This window comes from Chitinophaga sp. CCNWYY40 (assembly GCF_037483205.1).
Classification (GTDB): domain Bacteria; phylum Bacteroidota; class Bacteroidia; order Chitinophagales; family Chitinophagaceae; genus Chitinophaga; species Chitinophaga ginsengisegetis.
In genome coordinates, this window is the sequence record NZ_JBBHLF010000006.1 from 117435 (window position 1) to 143544 (window position 26110).

Genomic DNA, 26110 nt, shown 5'->3' on the forward strand with positions numbered 1-26110 from the left:
GCTGGGCTTTTATGCAAAAACCCGATTTGTCATTAAATAATTCTCTAGCAACCTTTTCTTTTTGCCCTGTGCAACCTGCTATTGCTATTAATATACTTATTAGAATACTTTTTTTTCATAGGATTAATCTTATTCTGTAGATTAATTCAGGAGCAGGTGTGTTATTACCAAATCTTCGAATTTCAACGAATAACTACCCCCTTTAAAGCATTCAAAGATATCCCGCTCATGGTAAGTCCAAACGGATGATAATAATGCGTCTCTTCCAAAAATATTCGATGCCCCAAATTACTGCCCGACAATTATTCTCCTCCTATCCACTTCACTTTTCAACCATCCATTCATAGTTCCCTTATAATGAATTATATAATTGATAAAAAGTGAATCATTACGTCGAAAGAATGAATCCGCTGCTTGCGAAGTAACAGGTTTATCATAAGTAAAATTCCCACCAATAGTATAGCGTACCCTCCCATCCACTGTAGCGATTCCAATATAGTCATCTGGCTCTATCAAATATATTTCGGAGGGCTCTCTGCTATAACTTAAAAAGTAATATTCAGAGGTATCTTTTATTCTCACAATTTTCCGTAATCGAAGGTCACATTCAATCGACTTCAATTTAGAATTACTGTGAATATAATGTCTGGCGTTATATTCATAATTCAAACTATAAAATATCCATTTTAATGAGTCTATAACCTCTTTTCTCTCAGTTTTACCAAATTCATCACTCACATAAGCCTGGGGAGTTCTTTGGGAATCCGAATCAATTTTATGTTTTTCATTAGCTATATTACATCCACTGAGGCAAGTCAGTATAACTAAAATCCATTTCATTCTTTAGTCTTTTTAAAAATATGACCATTTCTGTTTATAATTATTTTAACGCCGCTACTATTATATAACCTAACCTGACCCTGAGTTACAACAATATTGAAATAGCCTGATCCTGGTTTTTGAGTTGTCTTCCATAGATCAGTTTCCATTCCACTTTCACCCACTCCGTAAGATCCAACACCTGAATTCTTTCTAACTCGTCGGCCTTCATTGGGGTGAGTATGTAGGGTTGCCGCGGCATCACCTTGATCCACGATGCTAAGACCAGGAGTACCATCATTATCAGAATTCCCACGCGCTGTCATATCTCCGTTATCATCAAATACTTGAATCTTGAATTCCTTATACAAAGGTCCTTTCCCATCAACTGGCACTTCGTCTTTCCCATTATACTTATCCTGATGCTCATCATATAATTTGAAATATTGATCGGCTGAATAACTCTTCCCAGTTTTTCTTAAAACTTCATTTAAACTATTATTATTCTTATACTTTGCTCCATGCTTTGTGTTTAAAAAAGCTAAGATTAAGGCAAAACCTCCACTATTTTGTTCAGGTATAACTGTTAGTGCATTAGGAAGATTATCATTTGATACGTAAAGTGAGTTCCCATTATGATCCATGTACTGGGTCGTATCTCCTAACGGATCTACCATTCCAATCGGATTATTACTCATTGACGCATATGGGCTTTCAACATGATTGGGCTTACTATCTATTTGCCACCATTTACCTATCTGTGGATCAAGGTTCCTATAAAACGCATCATATTGATTCAAATCTAGATCTGTTGTGTGCTCCATCCCGTTAAACTCTTTTCTATTTTTCGGATAATTCGATCCCTTCAACGCATTGGAACTAATCCCCGCCATCGTCAACCCAAACGGATAATAATGCGTTTCCTCCAGCAACGGCCCACTCGCCTGCGCTACTACTACATTATCAAAGAACACCTCCTGCGGACTTTCATTACTTGTGTAAACATACAGGAACCCACTCTTCTCCATCACCATTTTATCCTGGGCTAATGTTTGTAACTGATCCGGTTCTGCTTTTACCTGCTTTACTCCACTATTCCCCTCTACTAATTTAAACTGATCATCAAACAAAACAAAATTAAGATAGGCCTTGGGCCTGTCGGGGTTCTGCTGATCAGGTTCCTTTTCCTTTAAACGTTGGTAATCATTGTTGTAAAAACTGCTGTTAAACGGCGTTGCCTGCTCAGAGGATGCCACACCGTGAGTACCGTCTGCTGAAGTGCTGCCATTAAATACCTGCACCAGGTCCGCCAGCATACTTTCCGCAGGCGCTGTTGGGGTATTCTTATTCTGAGGCCCCGTGGATTTATAGAAGGCTTTTGCTCCAATCTGGATCGTATCTCCAGCCATGACCCTGAGTACAAGGGAAGGACCTATTTTCTTACCACCATTGGCTGCTGTCAATTTAGATACAGAAGCATTACTGCCAGCACTTTCGTCTGATGGATACCCTGCAGGTTTAGCTGAACGGGTGTTATCAATATTACTGAACAAAGCGGTTTCTGTTGCCGCCGCGGATGTTTCCATTGTGGCTGCGTACATCGAAAGATCTGTTTGCTCTGTCAACACCATCCGTACATTTCCGAGATGATCCTTTACGAAGTAATCGTATGCAAATGCAGGTGGTTGGCCTGATTCAAAAACGGCACGCACCCGCCCCTCCTCATGAGCCAAAAACTGCAGGGTATCATTCTGGTAAACAAATCCGTTAATATAATCCGTCGTGGTAGTTTTGACCGGGGTAAGGGTATTATCTACAACTATCTTTCTTAGTTTATTTCCAGCGGCATCGTATTGATATTTAATGAGGCCCTTACCTGTGATAGCTATGCTATCCGGCAGATTGAGATGGTTATAGCGAATAGCGGCTATATTCTTATTGGCGTCTTTAGTGAGATTACCATTGACATCATAAATATAATCCGCTGTTTCATTGTTATTGATCTCTTTAAAATCGCCCAGCTGGCTTTGCGTATTGTTTTTCCTGTCTGTTACAAATGATAGTTTATTACTTCCTGCAACATAACCATATTTTAAGCTGTCAATGGTTTGCACTACGGCGCCATTCAACCCTTTCTGGTTCATGTACAGGATATTGCCGTTGGCATCATATGATAATCCGCTTACAGAGAAATTTGCCAGATTATCAGTCCAGTTGGTACTGCCCGTATTCTGTTGGGTAAACTGTGCCTCCGTCAGGCGATTACCCTTATCATAACTGTATCCATAGGCCCGTGCAATCCCATTACTACGGCTTTTCCATTTCGCGCCTGCAATGTTTCCATTGAATTGAGCTGTGGTGAAACCGTAATCATAACTAAGCTCCTGCCCAAACCAGTTTGTTATGCTACCGGCTGCAGGAATAAAATCCTTATTAATTCCCTTCAGCCAGCCCCGGATATTGTAGTCGTAATTTAACGTTTCCACCGGAGCGCCGGTTCCGTTTATACCTAAACGCTTTTTCTTTAGCTGACCAAGCTCATCATACTCATTTACGGCTATCGTCCTTTCCAGATCTGCGTCATTATTCAGCTTCTTTTTGATGTTAAGCAGACGCCCGCCGGCATCGTATGTCAACATGGTTAGTACGTCCGTTTGAGGACGGGTACCACTGCGCTGATTCCTGTGACTGAGATAAGTGCTTAACAGCTTTCCATTAAAATCATACAGGTTAGTGGTCACGTCCTGCCCTCTGCTGACATTGTCCGATATCGTCTGGATCAGTCGTCCTTTGTCGTTGTAATAGTTGGTGGTGGTCAGCCATTGGTCGGTATCCAGCACTTTTACTTTAGTGCCTGTAACCAGCCCTTTTATCATAGTGCTGGCAGTGGCAGGTAGCGCTTCTGCATTTAAGTTACTACCGGCTTGCGGTTTAGTAATATCTGTACTAGCGTAGTTTTGCTTACCGGCAAATCCATAACTCTCGTAAAAGGTGTAAGTCAGCGGTGTTAGTGCACCGATGGGTATATTAGGCAGCGGATTAGTAACAGTAACACTGGCGGTACCATTACTGGCTGCGGTATTGATCTCTGCGATCACCTCCGTTCCTGTTCCGGTGTCAAAACCATCTGTAAGAGTAATACTGTTGGTAGCCACGTAGGAGTTACTCCCATTATGAAACGCCAGTACCAGGTCCGCTGTTCCCGGAAAGTTATACGACAGGCTTTGCGTATTGCTGGTTGCCGTATTCATAGTTGCCTGCAATATGGCCCGGTCGGTGGCAACGTTGTAGAGGGCTGTCATTGTAGGACGATTCAGCCCATCATAGAAAGTCACCAGCCAGCTTTCACCCTTCATATTGCCATCCCGGGAAAAAGTCAGCCTATCCCGCACATCATAGACCATCTCTGTAGAGTCGGCGCCGGGTACTTTTTTTACGATCATACGGTTGCGACCATCATAACGATAGATAAAACAAAGTTCGGCTGCGATGGCTGTACTGATTGTCCAGTTACTGATAATGGCTTCCACTGCTTTGGGAGGTATTACAAAACGCAGGTTACCCAGATCATCATAGGCATAATAAGTGCATAACCAGCCCATATGACCAGTGCCTGGACTCGTACCCAGTTGTACTTTTTTAAGCAGAACCTTACCTTCTTTATCCTTGTATTCAACTACCTGGCTACCTGCTTCATCGATTGATATATTTTTATACAGCTGGCCGGCGGCATATATGCGCCCAGCTGCACTCGTAGGAATGATGGCTCCGGCAGCGAAGTCCCAGATGCGCACTGAATCTGTCACGGCATTTATCAGGTATTGGTTTTCCACCGGGTGGTTTCCTCCCCTTTCCACCGTGGCAGGATCATTCTTTGCCCAGCTGTTACCAGGGGCATAAGTTTTCAGCACCCGGTTCAAAGGCGATGCTTCATAATCAACACGACTATAATACACACTATCTCCGCTAGCGCCAGGCACCTGTGTCTTGTAGAAACTCTTCTGTGCGTTAAATGGATCTGTTTTAAACTTGCCATCTTTCACACCCTGCGGAACATAGGGCAAATATTTAGTCTGTTCTCTTCCAAATTGATCATAAACTACAGGAGATACAATATCGTTACCACCAAAGCTCATTGCTTTTGCTACCGTTTGTAACGGCCGGCCAAGTCCATCTATGTAGGCTGTTGTTTGCCTCACCTCAGTAACCGATCGACTGGCTGATGCCACATATGCGGTATCGGTAGTTGGTAACGCTGGTTCCCAGGTACGGACGTAGTTGATGAGTGGGTTGGTATAGGCAGAAGGCAAGCCGACAGGGGTGGCTGTTGGCAATTGTGTTCCGCCGGGTATTTGAGCTTGAAGGTCAGCCACAGTTAGAAACAGGGATATATAAGGTATTATTTTCAACGTACGGGTTGACAGATGAACCATGAAAATTATTTTACTCGTAATTATTGAAATCAATGACAAAAATCAATCAGGTTGAACCAAAAGTGCCTGCCGCTATTCTTTCATTTACTGACTACCCAATTTTTGATATTGATAATCGTATTGTTTTAATATTTTGCCATTCTGATCCAGTATCACTTTCAATCTATTTAAATCATCATACTGATAATACGATGTTTTCCCTGTAGGATCAGTGACACTGGTAATACCTATCATGGGCGCATAGGTATAAGTGGTAACCATCACAGATTCCGCCAACAATTTGGTGCGAATCAAATTTAACTCGTCGCGTAATTGTTGTTCTACCGGATCTTTAAGTAAGGCGGGTCTTATATATGACAAGGCTTTGGTATAATCACAACCCGTAATTTCTGCTACCGGATAATTGTTATTATACCCCCAAATAAAAGAATGGACCACCCCGTCTTTAGCGTAGTATTCCAGTAGATTACCATTTTCATCATATTTTGCATACACGATTTCCGTATCAAGATTATTGGTATACAAAGCCTGCTGAACACTTGACGGAGCTAAAATATCTGCTGAAGTCCGTGTATAATTCGTCTGTTTTCGAAGTAGTATCTTATTGCCAGTGTTATTAAATTGAGTTTGCTGAATAACAGGCGTAATGACATTACGAGCCACCATGGTATCGTATACCGCAGTACCCTTATAATCATTGGGATAAGTATTGAGGGTACTTACCTGCTCATTTTTACTATTAACCATTTTCACCTCTGTTGGTTGTAAACTCAATCCGTTCTTGTATTTATAGGAAGTAGTTGTTTTTAACTGGTCGGCAGAACTGGGTGAAAATTGCGTAACAACCGAGGAATCCAGATGAAGCCAGGCAGAGATATAATGATAGTCATTAAAATCAAAACGTGGTGGCTTTACAGTTACCCCAGTTGACATTTCAGGTACGATTTCACGTACAGTAACACCAATACCCTTTAAATGTGCAGGTGGTTCAGGCACGTTATACATCAAACGCCAGTATACCGAATCCGGTCCTACGCCATATTTATTTTCTGTAGTTTGAAGCAATTTATAAGTACCATCGTTTTTTTTAACAAAGTCGTCCTGTTTCAAAAGGGAGCCACATAGCCAGTCGAAATTGCTGGAAGGGGCAAATGGGTATCCATAGTATCCTCCCACATTGGCCGCATAGGAAAAATTATACACTGTTTTACCATTCGCACCGTTATCCCCATTATATACAGTTACTGATGGGTAGAAAATATGTCCGTGGTCATTCCAGAGTGGCAATAAGCTATTGGCCGATTGTACTGCTACCAGGCAGGACTGTTCTATAATCTCCGGCCCCGAAAACTCCCCTGTTCCTTGAATTATTTTGCGCAAAGTCAGGTTACGGAGATACTCATACTGCGGTTTTGATGTCGGCAATGTGCCACTTGAATGTGACGGAACTAAATCTGGTATTGTATAGGAATAATTATACACCTTATCCCCTGCAGGAGTAAACGGATCTTTATATGCCAGCTTCTTTATCCTCCATCCGCCTACAATTTTATTACCGGTGTAATACGAAGTATCGTACTTCTCATATTTCAGTTCAAAAAAAGATCTTGAATTATCGCCGTAAGTATCTACCACAACTGTGTACTGACCAGGTCCCCAGTTAACAGCTTCTCCATTTGGATTTGAATTACTGCCTAAATAGTCTAAAGGTGGTAATCCATTAGGTCTTATCACTGTTATATTACAAGTCCCTTCGTCTTCCCCGGGCGGATCTTCTATTCCACCACCACCTCCTCCCGTTGAAGGGGGTGAGGCATAAGTGTTATAAAATATTTTCTTTGATTGCGTTCCAGGAGGAATCGTAAAAGTCCGCTCCCTACGCGTAAAAGGCGTACCGTATACACCTTCTGTTACGGCACTATATGTAATCGTTTGCTCATTCTCCACCCAGACGTCATTGGGCTCATAAGTAAAATCAGTACTTCCTCCTGTGGGATATTGCAGCCTTGTCATAATGCCAGCTTTTGATTTACTGGTATCCTGCTCCCTGTTTGCCGATACCGGGTCTAACGGCCAATAAATATCATTTTTCGGTAAGCGGGTACTTCCCCCACCGCTGTTTGCATAACCCCAGTGATCCTGTCCGTTACTAAGTCTTGGGGGTAATGCACTAGGATCATAAAAAAATTTGTATGGTGCTACCTTCATCCCGTTTTTCCCTTCCTCATAAACTTCTGATAACCACAATCTGCACAAGTCCGGTCTAGTTGAATCTCCCCGGTATTCCTGTTTCAGTACAAACTTTTTAATAAAGCCTGTTTTATAATAAAGAGAAATATCCTTTAGAGCATTTGTTCCCGGCAAATCCTTACGGCTAGTTGTGAGGTAAGAAAAATTCACATTCGTACCATTTGTGCAGTTAATCGCCTTAATCCGCCACCCTGTTACCCGTATACTATCATAGCTATTTAGGTGCGCAATCACATCTCCCGCCTGTGCAAGCAATTCCGGACTATTAACCCCGGATATAAATTTCACACGAGACTCACCAAAATAGCTTTTATAGGTATAATTGCTGGCTTCATAAACATAGTCAACTGTGTCTCTTGATGGTGTAATGATACGGGTCAGATAATAATTATCGTTTGCCGACCCGGCCATAGTTGCATAGCTGATTTCACGTTTATTGAAATAATAAACAACCCCTTTTTCGCCGACTATTTTAATTCCATCTCCATCATAAAGTTTCACTTTCACCGGTTGTACAGGAACTACATGAGCAGCTCCTTCTAATCCGAGGAAAAATTTACCGCTGATGCCTGGCGCGTTAAAATTAAACATATCTGGTTCAGGATCCGAAAGCCCTGCAGCAATATCTCTACACCATAGGAATGAAACACCACCCTCGGGTTGGTTTATATCGTACTGCCCATGTCCTGCATAAATCTGATCGGTAATAGGCAAATACCCAGGATAGCCATTACTCAGATCATCGTGCCCACGTATCATGGCGTTTACACTTCCCCCAGCAGATAAGTTCCAGTTCATTCCAACGGTGGATGCTACCTCATCTATCTTTACCCCTCCGGTGTGATATTGCAATGTAACAGGAATCGTCAGGTCTTTTAGCTTTATCTCAAACATGGAGATACTCACATTAGGTAACCCAGTGTACAATGTTACCGGCAATTCACTGAATTTAAACAGTGAAGCCACTTCCGGGGAAGGAGGAACAGGCCTGGGGGGTGTTATTTTAGAATCAGCTGATTGAGCTAATAATGGCATTACGCAAACACAGCGCAGGGCAATCTGTAAACCAATCTGGCGAATGACACTACGCCTGGAAAATGAACACTTCATTCTTGAACAAAAGTATAGGTCTTTAATACTAGTTCTATCTCTAAAAATTATACCCCCGCCTCACCTTCACCGGGTCTATCCGCAGCACGTACTGGTTGTACAAAGTTTAAAACCCGGCATTTCTGCAACTGGCCGGATCTGGTAATTTACTATTCCTCTCCTTTAACTTCTCCAACTCCCTCCGTTGTTCCACACTTTCTTTCTTCAGGTCAATAATATACAACGTCAGCTCTTCAATCTTCTGCAATAACTTCTTATTCATCTCTCCTACATCCAGTCCTTCTTTCTCCACTTCTTTCTCTGAAGGAATCTCCGGCAAATGCTTATTCACCTTAATAAAGCGTTCGACCTCCTGCAATGATGGTAACTCATAATCCGGATGAAATACAAAATCCGCCCAGCCACTCTGTGTAACCTTCACTTTCTGGGCAAAAATATCTCCCTTCACTGCCAGTTTTGCCTGGGGAGCATTCGTACCTATACCTACATTACCATCACCTCTAACATATAATAGTGGTTTACCTCCACCGGTGGCGCCGGATCCATCTGTATTGGCATTATTTAAAACGGCAAATGAATAGTTGGCAGCCGTTGCATTCAAGGTACCTACCGCCACGCCATAGTTTTCTCCCCATAAATAAGCAGATGGCTTTGTATTACCCTGTGCAACTGTATGCAGCGTATATCCCGGCACAGTGCCTATTCCCATTTTCCCCATATTTGTGGTATTTCCCTGCACATCTTCATAGGACAATTGATAGTACTGATTATTATCAAAATCGCATTTCAGGCCATAAGTGCTGGTACTTGCCACAAAACCTACCGGGGCTGTGACGGTCTGATCAAAAGGAGCTGTATTTATAGGGCTCGTAGTCAGATAGTCAATAGTGCGATAATAAATACTTCCCCATTGATAATTGGATCTTACCCATAAAGCATCATTAAAAACATAAAAAGTGGCAGCGGACGGATTACCGGATATAGAGCGAATCTCCAATCCATCGAATCTCCCGGTAGTATTTTCATATTTGTTGATACGGATACGATAGGTACCCTGCATATAATAGGCATTGGCATCTCCCTCTATATCCAACTCAATAGTGGTAGCATAGCGATGTCCATCACTATTAATTTTAGCTACTTTGTAATAGTAAAAGTTGTAGGGAGATACACCGGTATTGGTACTACCTATTGTGAGCCAGTCACCCGGTCCGTTTCCACGGGCGGCTTCTACACTTAAACAGGAAATGATTAAAATGATACTGGTTAACAAGCGGTACAGGCGAAAAAAAGAATGCATTCAGAAATAATTTTTGAGTAATAAAAAAATTAAAAATTATACCCCAGCCTCACCTTCACCGGGTCCGTGCGCGGCACATGCTGGTTATACAAAAAATCAAACAGCACCATCATATTGCCTTTCAGCTTACTATTGATCTTGTACTTCTTACTGATACCAATCAACCCGCTCTGAGTCCACTTCTGCCCTACTCCTTCCGGCACGCCGGCGTAATCTGGCTGATAATTCTGCTCATAGCCGCCATTCAGGAAAAAGGTGCCTTTCAGCTTCCAGTCGATGAACGAGCGGATCCCCATACCCTGACCGGAGAATTGGATATTGTCAAAGCCGGTGCCCATGCCCAGTTTGTAGGAAAGCCCAAGACCGGCGCTTCCATTTTTATGAAACTTATAGGCGGCTTGTCCGGCGAGGTCACCGGTGGTAGGAAAGAATTTATTGCTGCGCTGGAACTGTATATTGCTTCCAAACTCCAATCGTTGCAGGAAACTTTTTGTTTTCATTTCCTTTGGCTTGAAATCCGGCATCTCTGCGGCATTATCAAGATCAGGGAACTTGCTTTTCAGTTCATCAAATTTGCTGCGGGCTTCGGCCATTTGCTGACTTACAGCGGCGCTGGCATTGGGACCGCTACCTAAGCGTTGCTGGATGAGCTGTTCCACCTGGTTGCGGGTTTGCAGTCCTTCGAGGTTTGGGGCTGAGGCAGTGGCGCCTTGTATATTAAACAGGCTGGCGAGCTGGGAATGTTTCTGCATGAAGTCATTGAAAGCAGGTATCTTCTTAATCACTTCCATCGCTTTTTGCTCCGCCTTCTTTTTATCTTTAAAAACCTCTTTATACTCTTTCAGTTGCTGTGCATAATAGTAGGCTTCCTTATTCATTTTCTGCAGATCTTTGGTGAAGCCGGTATACTGACTTAACTGTTCTTTCAGCAGCTGTTTACGCTCACGGATATACGCTTTGATCTGCTCTGCCTGGGCCAGCTTGTCTTTCAGGTTATCGACAGACTTTAACGAACCATTCAATTTGTCGGTAATCCCTTTGGATTGTTCCAGTAAACCTTTGGAGTCTTTCAGAAAGGATAGTGAATTACTGAGGCTATCGAGGTAAGGACCACCGGACTGGGTTAAAGCACCGGAATACTTCCCAAGCTTGCCTTTCATACGGGATTTCAGGCTTCCGAGGGAATCGATCGAATGTGCAAAAAGATTATTGGCTTTCAGGGAGTCGATACGACCCAGCCTGCGTTTCAGCTTCTCTTCCTGCTTCATAAACCGGCTCAGGGCTTTTTCGCTGCGCTGGGTGATTTGCCGTTCCATTTTATCGGACTTTTGTTTTACCTGCGACAGGTATTTACCCGGAATGGCATTCGCTTTTTGCAACAGGCTGTCCTGGGCCTGGGCAGTACACAGGCAGGCGAACAATAGTAAGGTCAGTTGATAAATAGTTTTCATGGCAAATCAGGGGGTTATTTCGTGGCGATCTTCTGTTTAAGCACTTCCACTTCTTTTGAAAGAGTGGCGAGTTGCTTATTCATCTCTATAATATACAACATTTGTTCCTCAACTTTCTGCAATAATTGTTTGTTCATTTCTCCTACATCCACTCCATCTTTTTCTACTTCGCTGGCAGATGGAATACCGGGAAGATGCTGATTCTTTACAACAAACTGCTCCACTTCAGACAGGGTTGGTAATTTGTAATCCGGGTGGAAAACGAAATCGGGCCAATTGGCATAGGATTTCACCACTACTTTTGTAAAGATGCCGCTGCCGTTCACAGCCAGCTTATATCCTTTGGTATCCGTAGTGCCTATGCCCACACTGCCGTTGGCTTTTACCAGCATCAGGTTTACGCCTCCGCTGTTAACCGCCAGAACATTACTGGTTGTCAGCCTCGCCCCTGTTTTACTTCTGCTGTCAAGTATCATCCCACCATAGGCAATATCAGAAGCTGGAAGTACGTCCTCTACATCGGCTATAAGATAAAGACCCAACGAACGACCTGGTATATAACTCCGTCCGTTGATAACGGGAATATAATTCCCTGTGCTACCAGTGCCATTCATAAAACTCAGTGCGCCATCCGCCGCGGAAACATCTGTTTGTGTAAATCTGGCAAATACAGTTCCAGGCGAACCATCAACATGCAGCCTGGCAGACGGTGAGGTTTCTCCAATCCCTACAAATCCATTATTCACAATCCTCATCGTTTCAAATTCACCCCCACTACCCCGCACAAAAAACTTCATGGCGGACATCCTTCCTGAAGCGTCAGTTCTCTCTACTTCCAGTCTTCCCAAGTCGGAACCAGACATATTAAATTTGAGCGCGCCCACCACGCCTAATACGTCCGCGGTATGCGTTAGTTTAATGTTTGAAGAACCGTTGGAAGATATTTCCAGCTTTTCAGTAGGCGCAGTAGTGCCAATACCCGCATTGCCGGTGGCTTCCAGTTTATTCTGGGCATAACTGCTTAACGCAACAAAAGAAAGAAGCAGGGAACAAGAATATTTCATAAATAAAGGATAAAACAATTAAACAAACTTATCAGGTATATGACTATGACTTACTATCAGGGTAAACAGTTACATTCCTACTGGGTTGAACACTACAGTTAATTCTGACGCAAAATAGTAAAAATCAATTAAATCCAAGGCCAAAAGTAATTAACTTATCATTAACCGGATCATCCCACATTCGTGGTATTTTGCCAGGTACTTTAATATTAACTTCACATTAAAATAAATAGTAAATAATGCCCGACCTGAATCTGCTCGTTATAAAAACCAGCCAACTTGCCGAACATGCTGCATTCTATGCTAAGCTTGGTTTTCAGTTTGATTATCACCGGCATGGTACAGGACCTTATCATTATGCAAGCATCAATGGGAACATCGTACTGGAAATCTATCCCTTGCCCAAAGGGATTACCGTTGCAGATAATACCACCAGGTTGGGCTTCAAAATTGCCGATCTTGATAACCTGATAAAAGAACTCCCTGAAGAAAATATCCTCACCGCACCTGCATTAACAGCATGGGGATATACCGCCATTATCCAGGACCCCGACGGAAGAAAGATTGAACTGGTACAACCATAAAAAAAACCGCTCCCACTTACGCAGGAACGGTTCTATATCTCAAACAAAAAACTACAGCGTTTTCACCCTGATATTCCTGAACCTTACAATCGATCCATGTCCCAGGAAGCCGATATGACCGGTTTCCCTGTTCAGACCAGGATGTTTTTTATGATCCAGCGTACCGTTTTTACGGGCGTCTGCAATGTCACCGTCGAGGATAACGGTGCCATTCAGTATTATTTTGATGTGAGTGCCATCTACAATCGCTTCTTCTGTATTCCATTCTCCAACGGGTTTCAGGAAACCACGTTTGGCAGGGATTACACCATATACGGAGCCATGATATTGATACACTTGCAGGTCTTTATAGATATCTGCTTCGTTATCGAGGATCTGTAACTCCATACCTTCGTAGGCAGCATCGCCTTCAAGTGGCGCGCGGATACCCAGACCGTTGTTGGCGCCGGGTGTGAGTTGGAATTCGAAACGGAAAGAGAAGTTTTTGTATTCATCTTTCGTATAGAGGTTACCGTGACCACCATTGGTTGGATAGATAACGAGATTACCGTTATCGATCACATAATCTTTGGTGTTGCCTGTCCATTCGTGCATGTTGGTACCGTCGAACAACATTTTGTAGCCGGCTTTCCTTTCTTCATCGCTCAGTACATAAGGCTTCGGACGCGGAATTTCGCGGATGTAAAGATCGCGGTATGCTACATAGGTGCCATGTGCCTGCAATTCGATCTGCTCTTCGGAGAAGATCGGCAATCCGCGGTTCCAGTAGTTTTCCAGGATGGTGTTATCTGTTACGAGTTCGCCATTGAGATATACCGTTACGCGATCGCCTTGCATGAGGATGCGGAAATGATTCCATTCGCCGATAGCGTTGTCTGCAAGTTTCAGTGGTTTGCTTTCATGTTGCTGGTTATTGTATAAACCACCGGATCCAACCTGTGCGCCCACATCTGTGCGGGAGGTATCCCAGATCTGCACCTGCGGGGAGCCACGGAGGTAAATACCGGCGTCGCCCTGTGAGGTAATTTTCCAGTCTACCAGCATTTCAAAGTCGCCGTATTTCTTTTCGGTGCAGAGGTTATCGCCGCTACCACTAAATACAAGCAAACCATCTTTCGCTGACCAGCCTTTGCGCATGTTGTCGTTTGCTTTGTCTTGCGCTTTGCCGAGTGCTTTGGCATCCATTTTACCGCGTGCTACGGGGTTCTCCACCAATCCTTTCCAGCCGGTAAGGTCTTTACCATTAAAGAGCGGAACGAATCCTTCGCCGGCGGGCATTTCCGCGAGGTACTTGCGGATCGACTGCCGTTGATAATCGGCATCGGGTCCGTTCAGTACTTTGGATGTTTTCTCTAACAGAGAGCGTACGATGGCGCCATTGTAACTTTTATCCGCCAGTGCGATGTTCATTACAGCATTGGCAGCGGCTTGTTGCACCGGTGCATTGTCGAGGTAGTTACCCGCAAATAGTAATGCAGGCAATGTTTTGCAACGCTCCACGCCTTCCAGCACTTTCTGCTGTATAGTGGTTGAGGGCGACAGCTCCATTGCGTTGCGGAACATCAGCAGTTGCTGATCGGCAGGCAAAGCGGAGCGACGGGTAAGCGCTACATAGCCGGCAAGCGCTTCATCACGATAGGTAGCATCTTCACGGGCTATTTTTAAGAGCGCAGGTGTGGCGGCAATATCTTTCCAGGAAGACAATGCCCTTACTGCTGCTTTTTTCGTAGCAGCGTCACCGTTATTAAAGGAGGCCACTACAGGTGACAAGGCATCTTTTTCACCAATACCTGCCAATACAGGAAGGTAGCGGGATTGCTGACCGGCGGGCGCCTGCTTCATCTGTGCAAGCACATCGTTGCTGGTGGCGCCTGCGCTGATGAGCGCTTCCTGTATGCTGGCGATATCCGTTTCGCTGGTGGTGTTATTGAGTAACGTAAATAGTTCAGGAAGATTTGCCTTTGTAGCCACATCCTTCAATGCGGCGATGGCCGCGCTGCGGGTAGCGGCGTCTGTGCTGGCGGTGAGCGGCAATACATCGTTTACGCGGTTGTCTGCTTTACGTGCAGCCAGTACCGTTAGTAAAGCCGTTTGTGCTGCTGCCGGCATAGTTGCCAGCGAGGCGCCCGACTGTGCAGCAACTTCGTCACCCGGCATAATCAGAAGCGCCTCTTTTACCGCTTCCACGGTAGCAGCATCTCCTGTTTTCATGGTTTGCAGCAGGGAAGGCAAGGCAGCGGCGCCGCCGGTTTTGCCGGCCGCTTTGATGGCAGCCAGTTTTACGCGCTCCTCTTTGCTACCCAGTAATTTCTGGATGGCAGGTAAAGCAGCGGCCACTTTATTATCTCCCAACATACCTATTACAGCGGCTTTATTGGCATTATCGGAACCCGACAGTTTCTTCAGCCACAGTGCATTGTTTGCCAGGCCGTATTGACCAGCAAATTTCAGCGCAGCATCACGGTACTCCGCATTCTTATCATCTGCAGCAGCTAACAGCAGCGGCATATTTTTTTCACCACGGATGGCGGTGAGCAGTTTTAATGCTGCTGTACGGGTGTGTACCTGTGCGTCTGTTTTTGTTTGCTTCAGCAGGTTCTCTGCTATTTTTGCAGCAGCTGCTTTATCAGTGATATTGGCGGCGTAGTACAGATAGGAAGCAGTAGCGTCGGTTACATCGTAGGAATAACCGCTGTTGGCGGCAGCAGTGGCTAATACCGGTGCAGAAGCCGGTGCGCCGATCTGCGCCAGTGCATATAACGCTACTTTAGCGAGTTTTTTATCTGCATTGGTTGCCAGTGGCGCAATAGCGGCAGCAGCGGCAGTATAACGGCTATCACCCAACGCTTCTGTAAGGGTGATGCGGTTGTTGCCGGAAGCTGCGCTGAGCGCCTGTAACAGGGCCTGCTGTGCGGCGGGCGTATTAACTTTTACCAGCGCGCGTGCAGCAGGATCACACAAACGGTTATCTGTGAGATATGATTGCAACGTGCTGACAGCATTATCATCTGCCAGTGTTTCCAGCTGGGTGATCAGGAAAAATTTATTTTCCGGTTCCGCTGTTTTTGCCAATGCTTTGCAAAGCGCAGCAGAAGCCTGTTTGCGGGCGGTTTCTTTTCCCGGTTGGGTAACATAATAAGCATATCCTGCCAGCGCATATTCCAACTGCGTGTTATTGCCCTTTCCGGGCGCTGCCAGCATACCGGCAATAGTAGTAAGCCCTTCTTCCCCCAGCGCCGCAATCGACTCCATACTGGTATTAAACTGCGTTTTATTGGGGGCCGGCATCAACGCCAGCACATCGGCTATTTTGGTATGAAACGCACGCTGGTCTGATGGCCCCTGTGCGGAAACCAGGCTACTCCAGCCAACCAGTAATGCAACGAGTAAGTATTGTATCTTTTTCATAATTCGTTTACTTGATTGTTTAGATAGTCCACGGTCCGCGCATTGGCTGATAGATCAGCGCATTAGCGCCTGCATCATCTATAAATTCCTGTTTCACCGGATCGAATTTCAACGAGCGGTTCAGGCGCAGGGCAATCTTACCCATATTCACGAGGGTAGCGGAACGATGACCATTTTCTTCATTCAGCGCAAATTTCCGGCGGTTCTTTACGGCGTCCACAAAATCTGTTTGCTGTGGCGCAGGGTCAGGGAATGCAGCCAGTTTCTTTTCCAGGTCCTGGATATCTGAACGGAAACCGGGGTACAGTTTTCCTTTTGGTCCTTCTATATAAGCGGCCTTTTCATCGGCGCCATCACCATCCAGGATGATCTGGCAACCATCTGCATAAGTGTAAGTAATTCTTCTCCAGGTGCCCACTGCATCAGGGTGTTGTTGTGGTGCATCTACTTCTACACTTACAGGGCTGGTGTCATCTTTCCCCAGGAAATACTGGATAGGATCCAGGTAATGCTGGCCCATATCTCCCAAACCACCACCATCATAATCCCAATAACCACGGAAGGTCTGGTGCACACGGTGCGGGTTATACGGGCGATAAGGCGCAGGCCCCAGCCACATATCATAATCCAGTTCTTTCGGCACCGGCATTGCTTCCAGGTTGGTTTTACCTACCCAGTAAAATTTCCAGTCGAAGCCGGTATGCTTACTCACGGTCACTTTCAGCGGCCAGCCAAGCAGACCGCTGTCTACCAGTTTTTTAATCGGCTTCACCGTGGTGCCCATTCCATAAAAACGGTCTTCAAAGCGGAACCAGGTATTCAGGCGGAAAATCCTTCCATGTTGCTGCACTGCTTCCACGAGGCGTTTGCCTTCGCCAATGGTGGCGGTCATCGGCTTTTCACACCAGATGTCTTTGCCGGCGCGTGCAGCGTCTGCGGCAATGATACCGTGCCAGTGCGGCGGGGTAGCCACGTGTACAATATCTACCTCCGGTAAGGTGATCACTTCGCGGTAGTCGGCAAAGGTTTTTACACCTTTACTTTTATCACCCAGCTGGTCCATCGCCAGTTTCAGGTGACTGCGGTCTACGTCGCAGAGCGCCACTACCCGTGTGCCGGCGTAGCCAAAGTGGCCACGTCCCATGCCACCGGTGCCTATAACGGCTTTGGTCAGCTGGTCGCTGGGCGCCAGGTAACCGCGGCCCAGCACATGCCTGGGCACAATTGTAAATGCAGCAAGCGCTCCCAGGGAATTTTTGAGAAATGCCCGCCTTGAATCGCTGTTTTGTTTCGCCATAATTCAGTTTAATTGAATGCCTGGATTTGTTTTGATTGATAGTATTAGTTCACTGTATGATGATATATTCACTGTTTTGTCACATCGTGGTTCGTCTGGATGGTAAGATATAATCTAACTAGCTGATATGCAAATACAGTAACGGAAATTTGATAAACGGTAAGAAATTAATACCCGGGGTTCTGTGTCATTTCAGGGTTAGATAACATTTCCTTTTCCGGTATAGGCCAGAGATAATCCCGGTCGATATACGAACGGTCCTGCACCTTTACAGCAATACCCGTTTCCGGATTGGTGGCGCCGAATACCTGCCCGTTCATTACCTGCTTAACCAGTCCCCATCTCCGGATATCAAAATAACGCTGTCCTTCAAATGCCAGCTCCGCCTGCCGTTCCCGGCGCACCAGCTGCCGCAGCGTGGCTGCACTGTTATACCGCTGCTGGTCTACTACCGGCATACCTGCCCGGGTACGAACGTCATTCAAATATTGTATGATCAGTGGATCCTGCCAGTTGCCCAGCTCAATCACGGCTTCTGCATAGGATAACAATATCTCACTGTAACGGATATACATAAAATCGAGTGAGCCACTTCTGCCCTGCCGGTCGCGCGGATCGAGGTATTTCCGGATCCAGTAACCGGTAGCGGTAGATTTCTGCACACCTATCTTATCGGTGTTGTTGGTAGAATTATCAAAGGGAGAAAGAATATAATTAGCATCTAAATACGACTGGCCGGGATATAGAACAGACACGGCTAACCGGGGATCACGGTTATTTTTGTAGTTGGGATCCTTGCGGTATACCGCCACAGAATCCGCTCCCAGCTCCGCCGGCGTTTTACCCTGCTTTGTTTCAAAGTTATCTACTACCTGCGCGGTGGGCGATACATAAGTTTCTCCGCCAATACCATAAGGCGCAAAGGTGGTCCATGCGTTATCGCAACCATTGGTTTTGAAAAAAATACGCTCTTTATTCAGCTCACCGGTATAACTGAACAATTCCGCATAACTGTTTACACCCGCTTTTTCGCTGCGGTGTAATTTATAAACCCCGGTGCCGATGATCTTTGCCGCTGCGTCCCTGGCCACATCATAATGATGAAAAAATAAAGCCAGCCGCACAATCAGTGCATTACAGGCGCCGGCAGAAATACGCCAGGTTTCATCGCTGTCATATTCTTTCGGCAAATTTTCCGCACACTCTTTTAATTCGCTCAAAATAAATTCATACACTTTCTCTGCCGGATCTCTTTTCAGGTGATTCTCCAGCGGGGTAACCGACTTCGTTACAATGGGGATGTCACCAAAAAACAACATGATCTCCATATGATAAAAAGCACGCAATGCGCGGGCTTCATACTTCATACGGGTACGCAGCTGGTCGTCCATAAAACATTTATCTACGTTTTCAAGAAAGCGACAGGCACGGCGTACATCTATATAATCATCCCGCCAGATCCATTCCGCCACATCCCAGGTAGGGTTCTGCAAGCCACGTGTATAAATATCATAGTTGCCCCTGAAGTCGCCGCGGCAAACAGCTTCATCGCTCAGCCCCGACCAGAACATTACATTCCTGCCGCTGGAACCTGCAGGTACACCTGCATAAATAGAGCCGAGCGCACTATAGGCATGACTCTCCGTTTTCCACCATTCCTCATCGGTTACACCGGACGGGTTATCGTGGGTGAGAAATTTTTTGCAGGCCGGTGAACACAGTAATATCAGGCCCAGTATCATTGTTATGTTGAATTTCATTTTCATCGTGAAAAAGTTGAATGGTTATAGTTGAATACTTACCCCTGCCGTATACATTTTCATAATGCCATAAGTCCATTGGTTACCCTGGCTTTCGGGGTCTACCAGCTTCATGGAAGTGAATACAAACGGATTCTGTGCATTCACATACACCCGGGCACCGTTAACGCCTATACGCTTTAATGTGGTACTGCTGAAATTGTAACCCAGCTGGATATATTTCATCCTGATATATGCGCCGTTCTGTATCCAGAAATCGGACGATAACTTGTTGATATCCGGTGTAGTGGTTAAGCGCGGAAAGCGTGCATTGGTGCGTTCCGGCGTCCAGTAGTTATCTGCATAGTACTTCGTAGGAACGCCGCCATCAAAAGACATGTCCAACGGATAAGCCAGCATACCTGCCAGTACTGCGTCGTTTTTGCTCACACCCTGCAGCAGCATTTCCAGCTCCCATTTTTTATAGGTAATGCGGAAGTTGGCAAAGAAATCGGCACGGGGCGTAGGGTTGCCGATCACCGTTTGATCATTGCCATCAATGATATTATCGCCGTTCTGATCCAGGTAGCGGATATCTCCTGGTTTGGCGTTGGCGATCACCGGCACCAGTGGCGTACCATCCGGCTTAAAATCTGCTGCCTGCAACAAACCATTTGTTTTATATCCATACAAACTATTCAGCGAGTACCCTTCCTTGTTAATTTTTTTGCCATCGATATAAGGACCACCCAATACCGTGAGGAAGGTGTTATTGTTATAGGAAACGCCGGGGCGTACAGAGACGGTGATGTCCTTACCAATGCGACCATTATAATTCAGTGACAACTCCACGCCCTTATTCCGTAACCGGCCTGCATTGATAGGAGGAATTCCCATACCGCCCACATAAGATACCGGCGGCCAGAGAATGATACCATTGGTGGTTTTGTTATAGAAGTCGAAAGTGAGTTCCAGTTTGCTCCGGAGCAAAGCCAGGTCCAGACCGAGATCCAGCATATCTACCGTTTCCCAGGTGATATCCGGGTTACCGAATACGGACTCCACGCCATCGGTAGCACTGATCATATTCTGATACTGGTAAAGCGCTATATTCTCATTGCCCAGCCGGCCGTAAGATGCACGGAGTTTCATGCTATTAATGAAAGACACCGGCGCCATAAAGGGCTCTTTATGTATATTCCAGCCCAATGCCACGGAAGGGAAAGTACCGTACTTATGACCGGGACCAAAACGCGATGAACCATCGGTACGAATGGCTCCTTCCAGCAGGTATTTATCTTTATAAGAATAATTTACTTTTCCATAAAACGACAGCAGGGAATTTACATCCCAGAATCTACTATTATTCTCTTCCTGCGAATAACCACCCATCAGGTAAAAATGATGCTCTTTCAGATCATAGGTATAGTCAGCTGTTACGCCGGCATAATAGTAAGTAGTCCTATCCATTTCAGCAGATCGCTGCACACCCCATGTTTGCACCAGTTTACCGGTATAATAATCGAAGAAGTAATAATTATCGCGGGTGGTGCGGGTTACATCACTGTTCAGCCGGAAGCTGAATTGTCCGCGGAGATTCAGTCCGGGTAATACTTCCCACTTAGGCTGTAAATTGATACTGGATTGCCCGTACTCATTGGCGGCCTTACCACCGTGTTCTGCATAAGCCACCGGGTTTACAATATCCACGTAGCGCCCGTATATTACCGGGGCGCCGTCTTTTGCCGGGTATTTGGGAAGAATAGTGGGCGGTACCCGGAAAATATCTTCCAGTATCCTGTTTCCATTGCTGCCATTGGGGCGGTTAGGATAAAAAGTATTCCGCTTGATGGCCAGCATGTCCATGTATACCAGGAACTTTTTGGTAAGGGTAATGGAGGTGTTGGCGCGGATATTATATTTATTAGAGTGGTTGAGTGGGATCATCCCCTGCTGGTTCTGATAATTGGCGGTTAGGGCAAAACGTGCGAGGCTGTTACCGCCGCTCACGCCCACCGAGTGACTGGTAATAGGCGCTGCGCGGTTCAGGATTTCTTTCTGCCAGTCGGTGTTGGGATACTTTACCGGGTCGTCGCCGGCTTCGGTATGTTGAATATCTTCTTCGGAATAAAACGGTGCATTGCCCGCGTTCACCTGTGCTTCATTAAACATGCGCATGTATTCCGGCGCTTCTACAAGTTTGGGCATGGAGGATGGCGATTGCACGCCATAATAACCATCATAGGTAACGGCTACCCTTCCGGCTACGCCGCGTTTGGTAGTTACCAGTATTACGCCGTTGGCGGCACGGGCACCGTACACAGCAGCAGCGGCGGCATCCTTCAGGATCGTTACGCTTTCTACGGTAACGGGATCTATATAGTTCATGTCCATCGGCACGCCATCCACCATTACGAGCGGATTAGAAGCATTGAGCGTGCTGATGCCACGGATCTTTATCACGGCGGCATCGCCACCGGGCAGGCCGGAGTTCTGCGTTACCTGTAAACCGGTAACGCCACCCTGCAACGCCTGTGATAATGCAGTAATGGGCTTGCCATTGGTTTGCTGCGCAATATTTACAGAGCTGATGGAGCTGGCAATGTGTTTGCGTTGCTGCTCTGAAAGGCCCACCACCACTACTTCATCCAGTGCGGCTACGTTTTCTTTCAGGGAAATATTCAGCGCGTTATGGCTGCGGATAATGGTGTATTCCTGCGGGAGATAACCCATTTGCGTAAAAACAAGCACGGCGTTTTTCTTAGCATGGAAGGTGAAATAGCCATCGGCGTCGGTAGTGGTACCAAGACTGTTATTGTCTTTCACCCGTATAGTCACGCCTGGTAATGCCTGCGGCGGTTCATGCGTATCGTATACCCGTCCACGTATGAGGTAGGTACTATCTTCCGATGGCGAGGCGGACAGGCGCTGATCGGGTTTACTTTTTTCTTTCGGGATGATGGCTACCTGGTTGCGCATGATGCGGTAGCTGAGGCCTGTATTTAACAGGGCTTTGTCCAGCACTTCGTTGATCTTTTTGTCCTGCAGTTCGAGGGTCAGCGGTTGTTCCCTGTTTACCAGTTCATCTTTATAAAAGATACGCCAGCGGCTTTGCGACTGGATCTGGTTAAACAGCTGGGGTAAAGTGCCCTGGTGCAGTTTAATGTTGAGGTGTTCGTCCTGCGACTTACCCGTAGCAGAAACCCCAAGAATAGCGGCGAACAGTAAAATTACAGTCAGTTTCATTGTTCTCACGAGTTTAATGGCAAAAACATTGCCTGGCGGTACGCGCCATTGTGCATAGATTTTTTTCATAACTTCACTACAGTTTTTTTAGTTAAACAAAAAGACAAGCCCGTCCCCGCTTCCGGCGGGGCAGTGCAACCGGAAGATGTCCCACCATCTTCCGGTTTTTTTTGGCGATATATATGGTATTTAGTCTTTCTCTTTCAAGATGATGCGCTGTCCGTGGCGCTCATAGCGCAGCGAGTTGGTGGCGCAGATCACATCCAATACGTTTTCAAGATTATCTTCCAGGTCAAGGTCACCGGAACAGGTTTCCAGTCCGGGTTGTGTTGATGCAAGGTCCAGCTGTATATTATAGTAACGCGTTAGTTTTTTCAGGATCTCTTTCAACGGCGTGCTGTAAAACAACAGGCGTCCGTCTTTCCAGGCGGTATAAGTACTTACGTTTACGGTGCTTACCTGCAGGTCTTCGCTTTCCATGCTTACCGTAGCCATCTCGTTGGGTTGCAGCTTACGGGAATGTTTTCCAAAAAGATGTTGTGACGGCAGCTGCATACGTACACTGCCCGAAGCCAGCACCAGGCTTTGTTGCCGGTCGTCCGGATAAGCGCTGATATTAAAGGAGGTACCGAGTACCTCTGTTTCTATACGTGAAGCATATACGAAAAAAGGAGCATGGGCATCAGGGGCCACTTCAAAAAAGGCTTCTCCTTCCAGGTATACTTCCCGTTTCTTTTGCCGGAAGGTAGCGGGATAAACAAGGCGGGAGCCGGCATTCAGCAATACGATGGTCCCGTCTTCCAGCTGCAGGCGGGCGCGGCGGCCGTAAGGCACCAACAGCGTGTTGTACGGGGCTGCTGACGACAGGGTGCTGTCTGCATTGATGGTTACTCCTTTGCCTCCGTATACAAGCGATGCGTTTTTCCCGGATACCACAATGGCCTGTTGTTGTCCGAGGATCAGGCGGGTATCGGTGGCGCTTTCCACGTGTTGTTGCCGGGCAAACTGTACCAGTGAGTGCGTGGGCCGGGGCCAGAACAACCAGGCGCCTACCGACAGCAATAATAATATGGCGGCGGCGATTTTTAGGAACAGGTACCTGTGTATGGATGGTTTGGACACTAAACCCGCCGCAATGTCCTGCCATAGCAGGGCTTTATCGGCCGGGTCCCATGTTTCTGCGCCGGCGTTTGTGATCATGCGCTGCACGGCATCTGCCATCTGTTGCTGCACGGGATCGTCGCTCTGTACAGGCGGTTCATGGTCATTACCAAGCAGGTCTTCCAATTTCAGCTGTTTCTTATCAGGCATCTTGCGGCATCTTTGCTATATAGAGCAACAAACAAACAGGATATAGACTCCGGAACGAAACTTTTTTTTATTCAGGGATGCTCCCGGGAAATCCAGGACATTAAGAGGATGATTAACGGCAGCACCGGCACTTTTTCCATGTTGGCGCGCAGTTGCCGGAAGGCTCTGTAGGCAAGGGTGCGGCAGGTAGGCACACTTATTTTCATGATACCGGCCACTTCTTCGTACGACAGGTTGCAGTTAAACTTAAGGAAAAGGACTTCTTTCTGCCGGGCAGGTAATTCATTGAGTTCACGGGCCAGCAACCGCAGCATTTCCTGCTGTTGTTCGGCCGCAATCAACAGCTGTTCGGCATCCGGTTCATAAACGATGGAGAAATAGTCCTCCGCATTAACGGTATGGAGAATGGTGGCATTCTTTTTTACGGCCTGGTGGATCTTCCTGCGGAACGACCGGAGCAGGTAAAACCGGATGTTCACGTCGTGGGCGAGGTTATTCCTGTAGTGATAAAGACTGGTAAAAAGCTCCTGGATACAATCTTTTATAGTGCTGGTATCTTTTATATATCTTAAGCCATACCGGAAAAGCATATCCGCATACATCTCATACAATTCCCTGTAGGCTTGCTGATCCCCCAGGATGACATTGTTCCACAAAATATTATCAGCTGCAATTAGGCGGTCTTTCAAACAGTAAATATTTAGAAGTGGTTGATGCCCCTAATATAAAGGAAAAAGCAGAAAGGTTAAAGCATTAAACAAAAAGCTATTGGCACAAACACCGGAGCGGGTATTTTTTCCGGAGATGGATATGCCCGGAATCTACCTGCTTTGGTTGTTGCGCCAATAGCTTCTTTTAAATTTATGTTTTCGCTGAACAGGTTGTGCTTATGCTTCCTGGAAGGCATGCCATAAGCTGGCTGCACCGATCAGGGCAGCGGCCTCACCGAGGGTAGCGGTAACTACCGGAACGGTGATCTGTTGTTTTTCCAGTTCCTTTTTCAGTTGAGGAAAAAAGAGGTCTGCCGCGTTGGCAATGTTGCCGCCGATCACTACAATTTCGGGTTGTTCTTCTTTAATAAAGGCAGTAAGTAAAGTGCCGAGGTTTACGGCAAACTCGTTGAACAGTTGCGGTATTCTATCGTCAACGCCTATACGAGCTACCAGTGCTTTTACATCTGCTACTGTTTCGCCGCTTATTTCTTCATAGCGTTTTACAAACCAGCGGGTAGAAAGATAGTCTTCCGCCATGCCATCTTTAAAGGGGGAACACCAGCGGTTGGCATCATTGGCTACTCCATCGCGGTAAATGGCCGAACCCAGGCCCGTGCCCAGTGTAAGCCCGATCACGCATTGGTGGTTTCTGCCGGCGCCACTGAACACTTCGCCCTGCAGGAAGCAGCCGGCATCGTTGATAAAGCGGATCTGTTCCGGTGAAATTCCGAGGCTTGTTGCCAGCAATTCTTTTACGTTCAGGTTGTATAATGCGTCATATTTATGTTGCCCTTTCATGAGGCTGATCCCGTGCTCATAGTCGAACGGACCCGGCATGCCGATACCAATATGCCGGACATCTGCTGAGGCGTGGGTAAATACTTCCCCGATAACAGCCGCCCAGCCATCGATGATATCCGCTACTTCGCCCTGTGAGTTAATGCGGGTGCGGTTCCATGTGCCTTCTATGATCGATCTTGTGTTAAGATCTACCAGTGCTGCGGTAATGTGGGAGCCGCCGATATCTATTCCTAACGCCGTGGAATTTGTCATAAATTCAATAAATAGAATGTTTGCTAAATCGTTAAAGCTATACAAATATAAAAAACTATTTGGTTGACATGCTCAGAAAAATCGTTTTAGCAAAGTGAAAAACAGTTAAACAGCTCTCAATATAGGGCGTTTTTCCAAAAATCAAAAAAAACGGGAAATTTTTCAATAGTTCTCAAAGAAACCTCTCCGCCATTATCTGAAATAATCAGCAAAGATCATCCGGAAACATTTATCTGAAATTCCCGGCTAACCTCCATGATCATCTGCCGGAAATTATTTTGACAGATGAAAAATAATCATCACTTTTACGTCCGAAATTCATTTTTCAATGG

At 46.0% G+C, this 26110-nt stretch carries 14 protein-coding genes; 1 reads left to right on the top strand and 13 read right to left on the bottom strand.

All coding sequences use genetic code 11. From position 1 onward, the window contains the following. Nucleotides 1–288: 288 nt before the first annotated feature. The 6 genes from V7S65_RS23235 to V7S65_RS23260 form a co-directional block, all read right to left on the bottom strand. The gene (locus V7S65_RS23235; RefSeq protein WP_111579353.1) at nucleotides 289–840 is read right to left on the bottom strand and encodes a hypothetical protein; all 552 of its coding nucleotides are present in this window, start codon (nucleotides 838–840) and stop codon (nucleotides 289–291) included. Beyond that, the gene (locus V7S65_RS23240) at nucleotides 837–5252 is read right to left on the bottom strand and encodes a DUF6443 domain-containing protein (RefSeq protein WP_336387957.1); all 4416 of its coding nucleotides are present in this window, start codon (nucleotides 5250–5252) and stop codon (nucleotides 837–839) included. Before V7S65_RS23240 ends, V7S65_RS23235 begins: the two co-directional genes overlap by 4 nt. Nucleotides 5253–5336: 84 nt before the next feature. Beyond that, entirely contained in the window at nucleotides 5337–8612 is a 3276-nt protein-coding gene (locus V7S65_RS23245; protein ID WP_336387958.1) for a hypothetical protein, read from the bottom strand. A gap of 106 nt (nucleotides 8613–8718) precedes the next feature. Further along, nucleotides 8719–9912 carry a hypothetical protein gene (locus V7S65_RS23250; RefSeq protein WP_336387959.1) on the bottom strand — a complete coding sequence of 398 codons (1194 nt, stop codon included), beginning with the start codon at nucleotides 9910–9912 and terminating at the stop codon, nucleotides 8719–8721. A 29-nt stretch (nucleotides 9913–9941) separates the two neighbouring features. Beyond that, a complete protein-coding gene (locus tag V7S65_RS23255; RefSeq protein WP_111579348.1) occupies nucleotides 9942–11363 on the bottom strand; it encodes a hypothetical protein in 1422 nt (473 codons plus the stop codon). 14 nt (nucleotides 11364–11377) lie between these two features. Continuing rightward, entirely contained in the window at nucleotides 11378–12427 is a 1050-nt protein-coding gene (locus V7S65_RS23260; protein ID WP_336387960.1) for a hypothetical protein, read from the bottom strand. A gap of 239 nt (nucleotides 12428–12666) precedes the next feature. Here V7S65_RS23260 and V7S65_RS23265 point away from each other — a divergent pair, with 239 nt between their 5' ends. Further along, entirely contained in the window at nucleotides 12667–13011 is a 345-nt protein-coding gene (locus V7S65_RS23265; RefSeq protein ID WP_079472775.1) for a VOC family protein, read from the top strand. Nucleotides 13012–13062: 51 nt separating this feature from the next. Here V7S65_RS23265 and V7S65_RS23270 read toward each other — a convergent pair whose 3' ends face one another. The 7 genes from V7S65_RS23270 to V7S65_RS23300 form a co-directional block, all read right to left on the bottom strand. Then, nucleotides 13063–16419, bottom strand: a complete 3357-nt coding sequence (locus V7S65_RS23270) for a DUF1080 domain-containing protein (protein WP_336387961.1) — start codon at nucleotides 16417–16419, stop codon at nucleotides 13063–13065. A 19-nt stretch (nucleotides 16420–16438) separates the two neighbouring features. Continuing rightward, nucleotides 16439–17716 (bottom strand): Gfo/Idh/MocA family oxidoreductase, encoded by a 1278-nt coding sequence (locus tag V7S65_RS23275; protein WP_079472773.1) that lies wholly within the window; start codon nucleotides 17714–17716, stop codon nucleotides 16439–16441. Nucleotides 17717–17883: 167 nt separating this feature from the next. After that, a complete protein-coding gene (locus V7S65_RS23280) occupies nucleotides 17884–19482 on the bottom strand; it encodes a RagB/SusD family nutrient uptake outer membrane protein (RefSeq protein ID WP_336387962.1) in 1599 nt (532 codons plus the stop codon). A gap of 18 nt (nucleotides 19483–19500) precedes the next feature. After that, nucleotides 19501–22770, bottom strand: coding sequence for a TonB-dependent receptor (locus V7S65_RS23285; RefSeq protein WP_336387963.1), 3270 nt, complete (start codon nucleotides 22768–22770; stop codon nucleotides 19501–19503). A 120-nt stretch (nucleotides 22771–22890) separates the two neighbouring features. Continuing rightward, on the bottom strand, nucleotides 22891–24012 hold the full coding sequence (locus tag V7S65_RS23290) for a FecR family protein (protein WP_336387964.1): 1122 nt from the start codon (nucleotides 24010–24012) through the stop codon (nucleotides 22891–22893). Nucleotides 24013–24083: 71 nt separating this feature from the next. After that, complete coding sequence (locus tag V7S65_RS23295; protein ID WP_336387965.1) at nucleotides 24084–24701, bottom strand: RNA polymerase sigma factor; 618 nt, start codon at nucleotides 24699–24701, stop codon at nucleotides 24084–24086. Between the two features lie 198 nt (nucleotides 24702–24899). Further along, nucleotides 24900–25778, bottom strand: coding sequence for an ROK family protein (locus V7S65_RS23300; RefSeq protein ID WP_336387966.1), 879 nt, complete (start codon nucleotides 25776–25778; stop codon nucleotides 24900–24902). Nucleotides 25779–26110 lie beyond the last annotated feature (332 nt).

Coding starts and splice junctions, on each gene's coding strand:
- V7S65_RS23290 (WP_336387964.1), bottom strand. CDS start 24,012: ATGCCTGATAAGAAACAGCTGAAATTGGAAGACCTGCTTGGTAATGAC.
- V7S65_RS23245 (WP_336387958.1), bottom strand. CDS start 8,612: ATGAAGTGTTCATTTTCCAGGCGTAGTGTCATTCGCCAGATTGGTTTA.
- V7S65_RS23240 (WP_336387957.1), bottom strand. CDS start 5,252: ATGGTTCATCTGTCAACCCGTACGTTGAAAATAATACCTTATATATCC.
- V7S65_RS23255 (WP_111579348.1), bottom strand. CDS start 11,363: ATGAAAACTATTTATCAACTGACCTTACTATTGTTCGCCTGCCTGTGT.
- V7S65_RS23260 (WP_336387960.1), bottom strand. CDS start 12,427: ATGAAATATTCTTGTTCCCTGCTTCTTTCTTTTGTTGCGTTAAGCAGT.
- V7S65_RS23270 (WP_336387961.1), bottom strand. CDS start 16,419: ATGAAAAAGATACAATACTTACTCGTTGCATTACTGGTTGGCTGGAGT.
- V7S65_RS23235 (WP_111579353.1), bottom strand. CDS start 840: ATGAAATGGATTTTAGTTATACTGACTTGCCTCAGTGGATGTAATATA.
- V7S65_RS23300 (WP_336387966.1), bottom strand. CDS start 25,778: ATGACAAATTCCACGGCGTTAGGAATAGATATCGGCGGCTCCCACATT.
- V7S65_RS23265 (WP_079472775.1), top strand. CDS start 12,667: ATGCCCGACCTGAATCTGCTCGTTATAAAAACCAGCCAACTTGCCGAA.
- V7S65_RS23285 (WP_336387963.1), bottom strand. CDS start 22,770: ATGAAAAAAATCTATGCACAATGGCGCGTACCGCCAGGCAATGTTTTT.
- V7S65_RS23250 (WP_336387959.1), bottom strand. CDS start 9,912: ATGCATTCTTTTTTTCGCCTGTACCGCTTGTTAACCAGTATCATTTTA.
- V7S65_RS23280 (WP_336387962.1), bottom strand. CDS start 19,482: ATGAAAATGAAATTCAACATAACAATGATACTGGGCCTGATATTACTG.
- V7S65_RS23275 (WP_079472773.1), bottom strand. CDS start 17,716: ATGGCGAAACAAAACAGCGATTCAAGGCGGGCATTTCTCAAAAATTCC.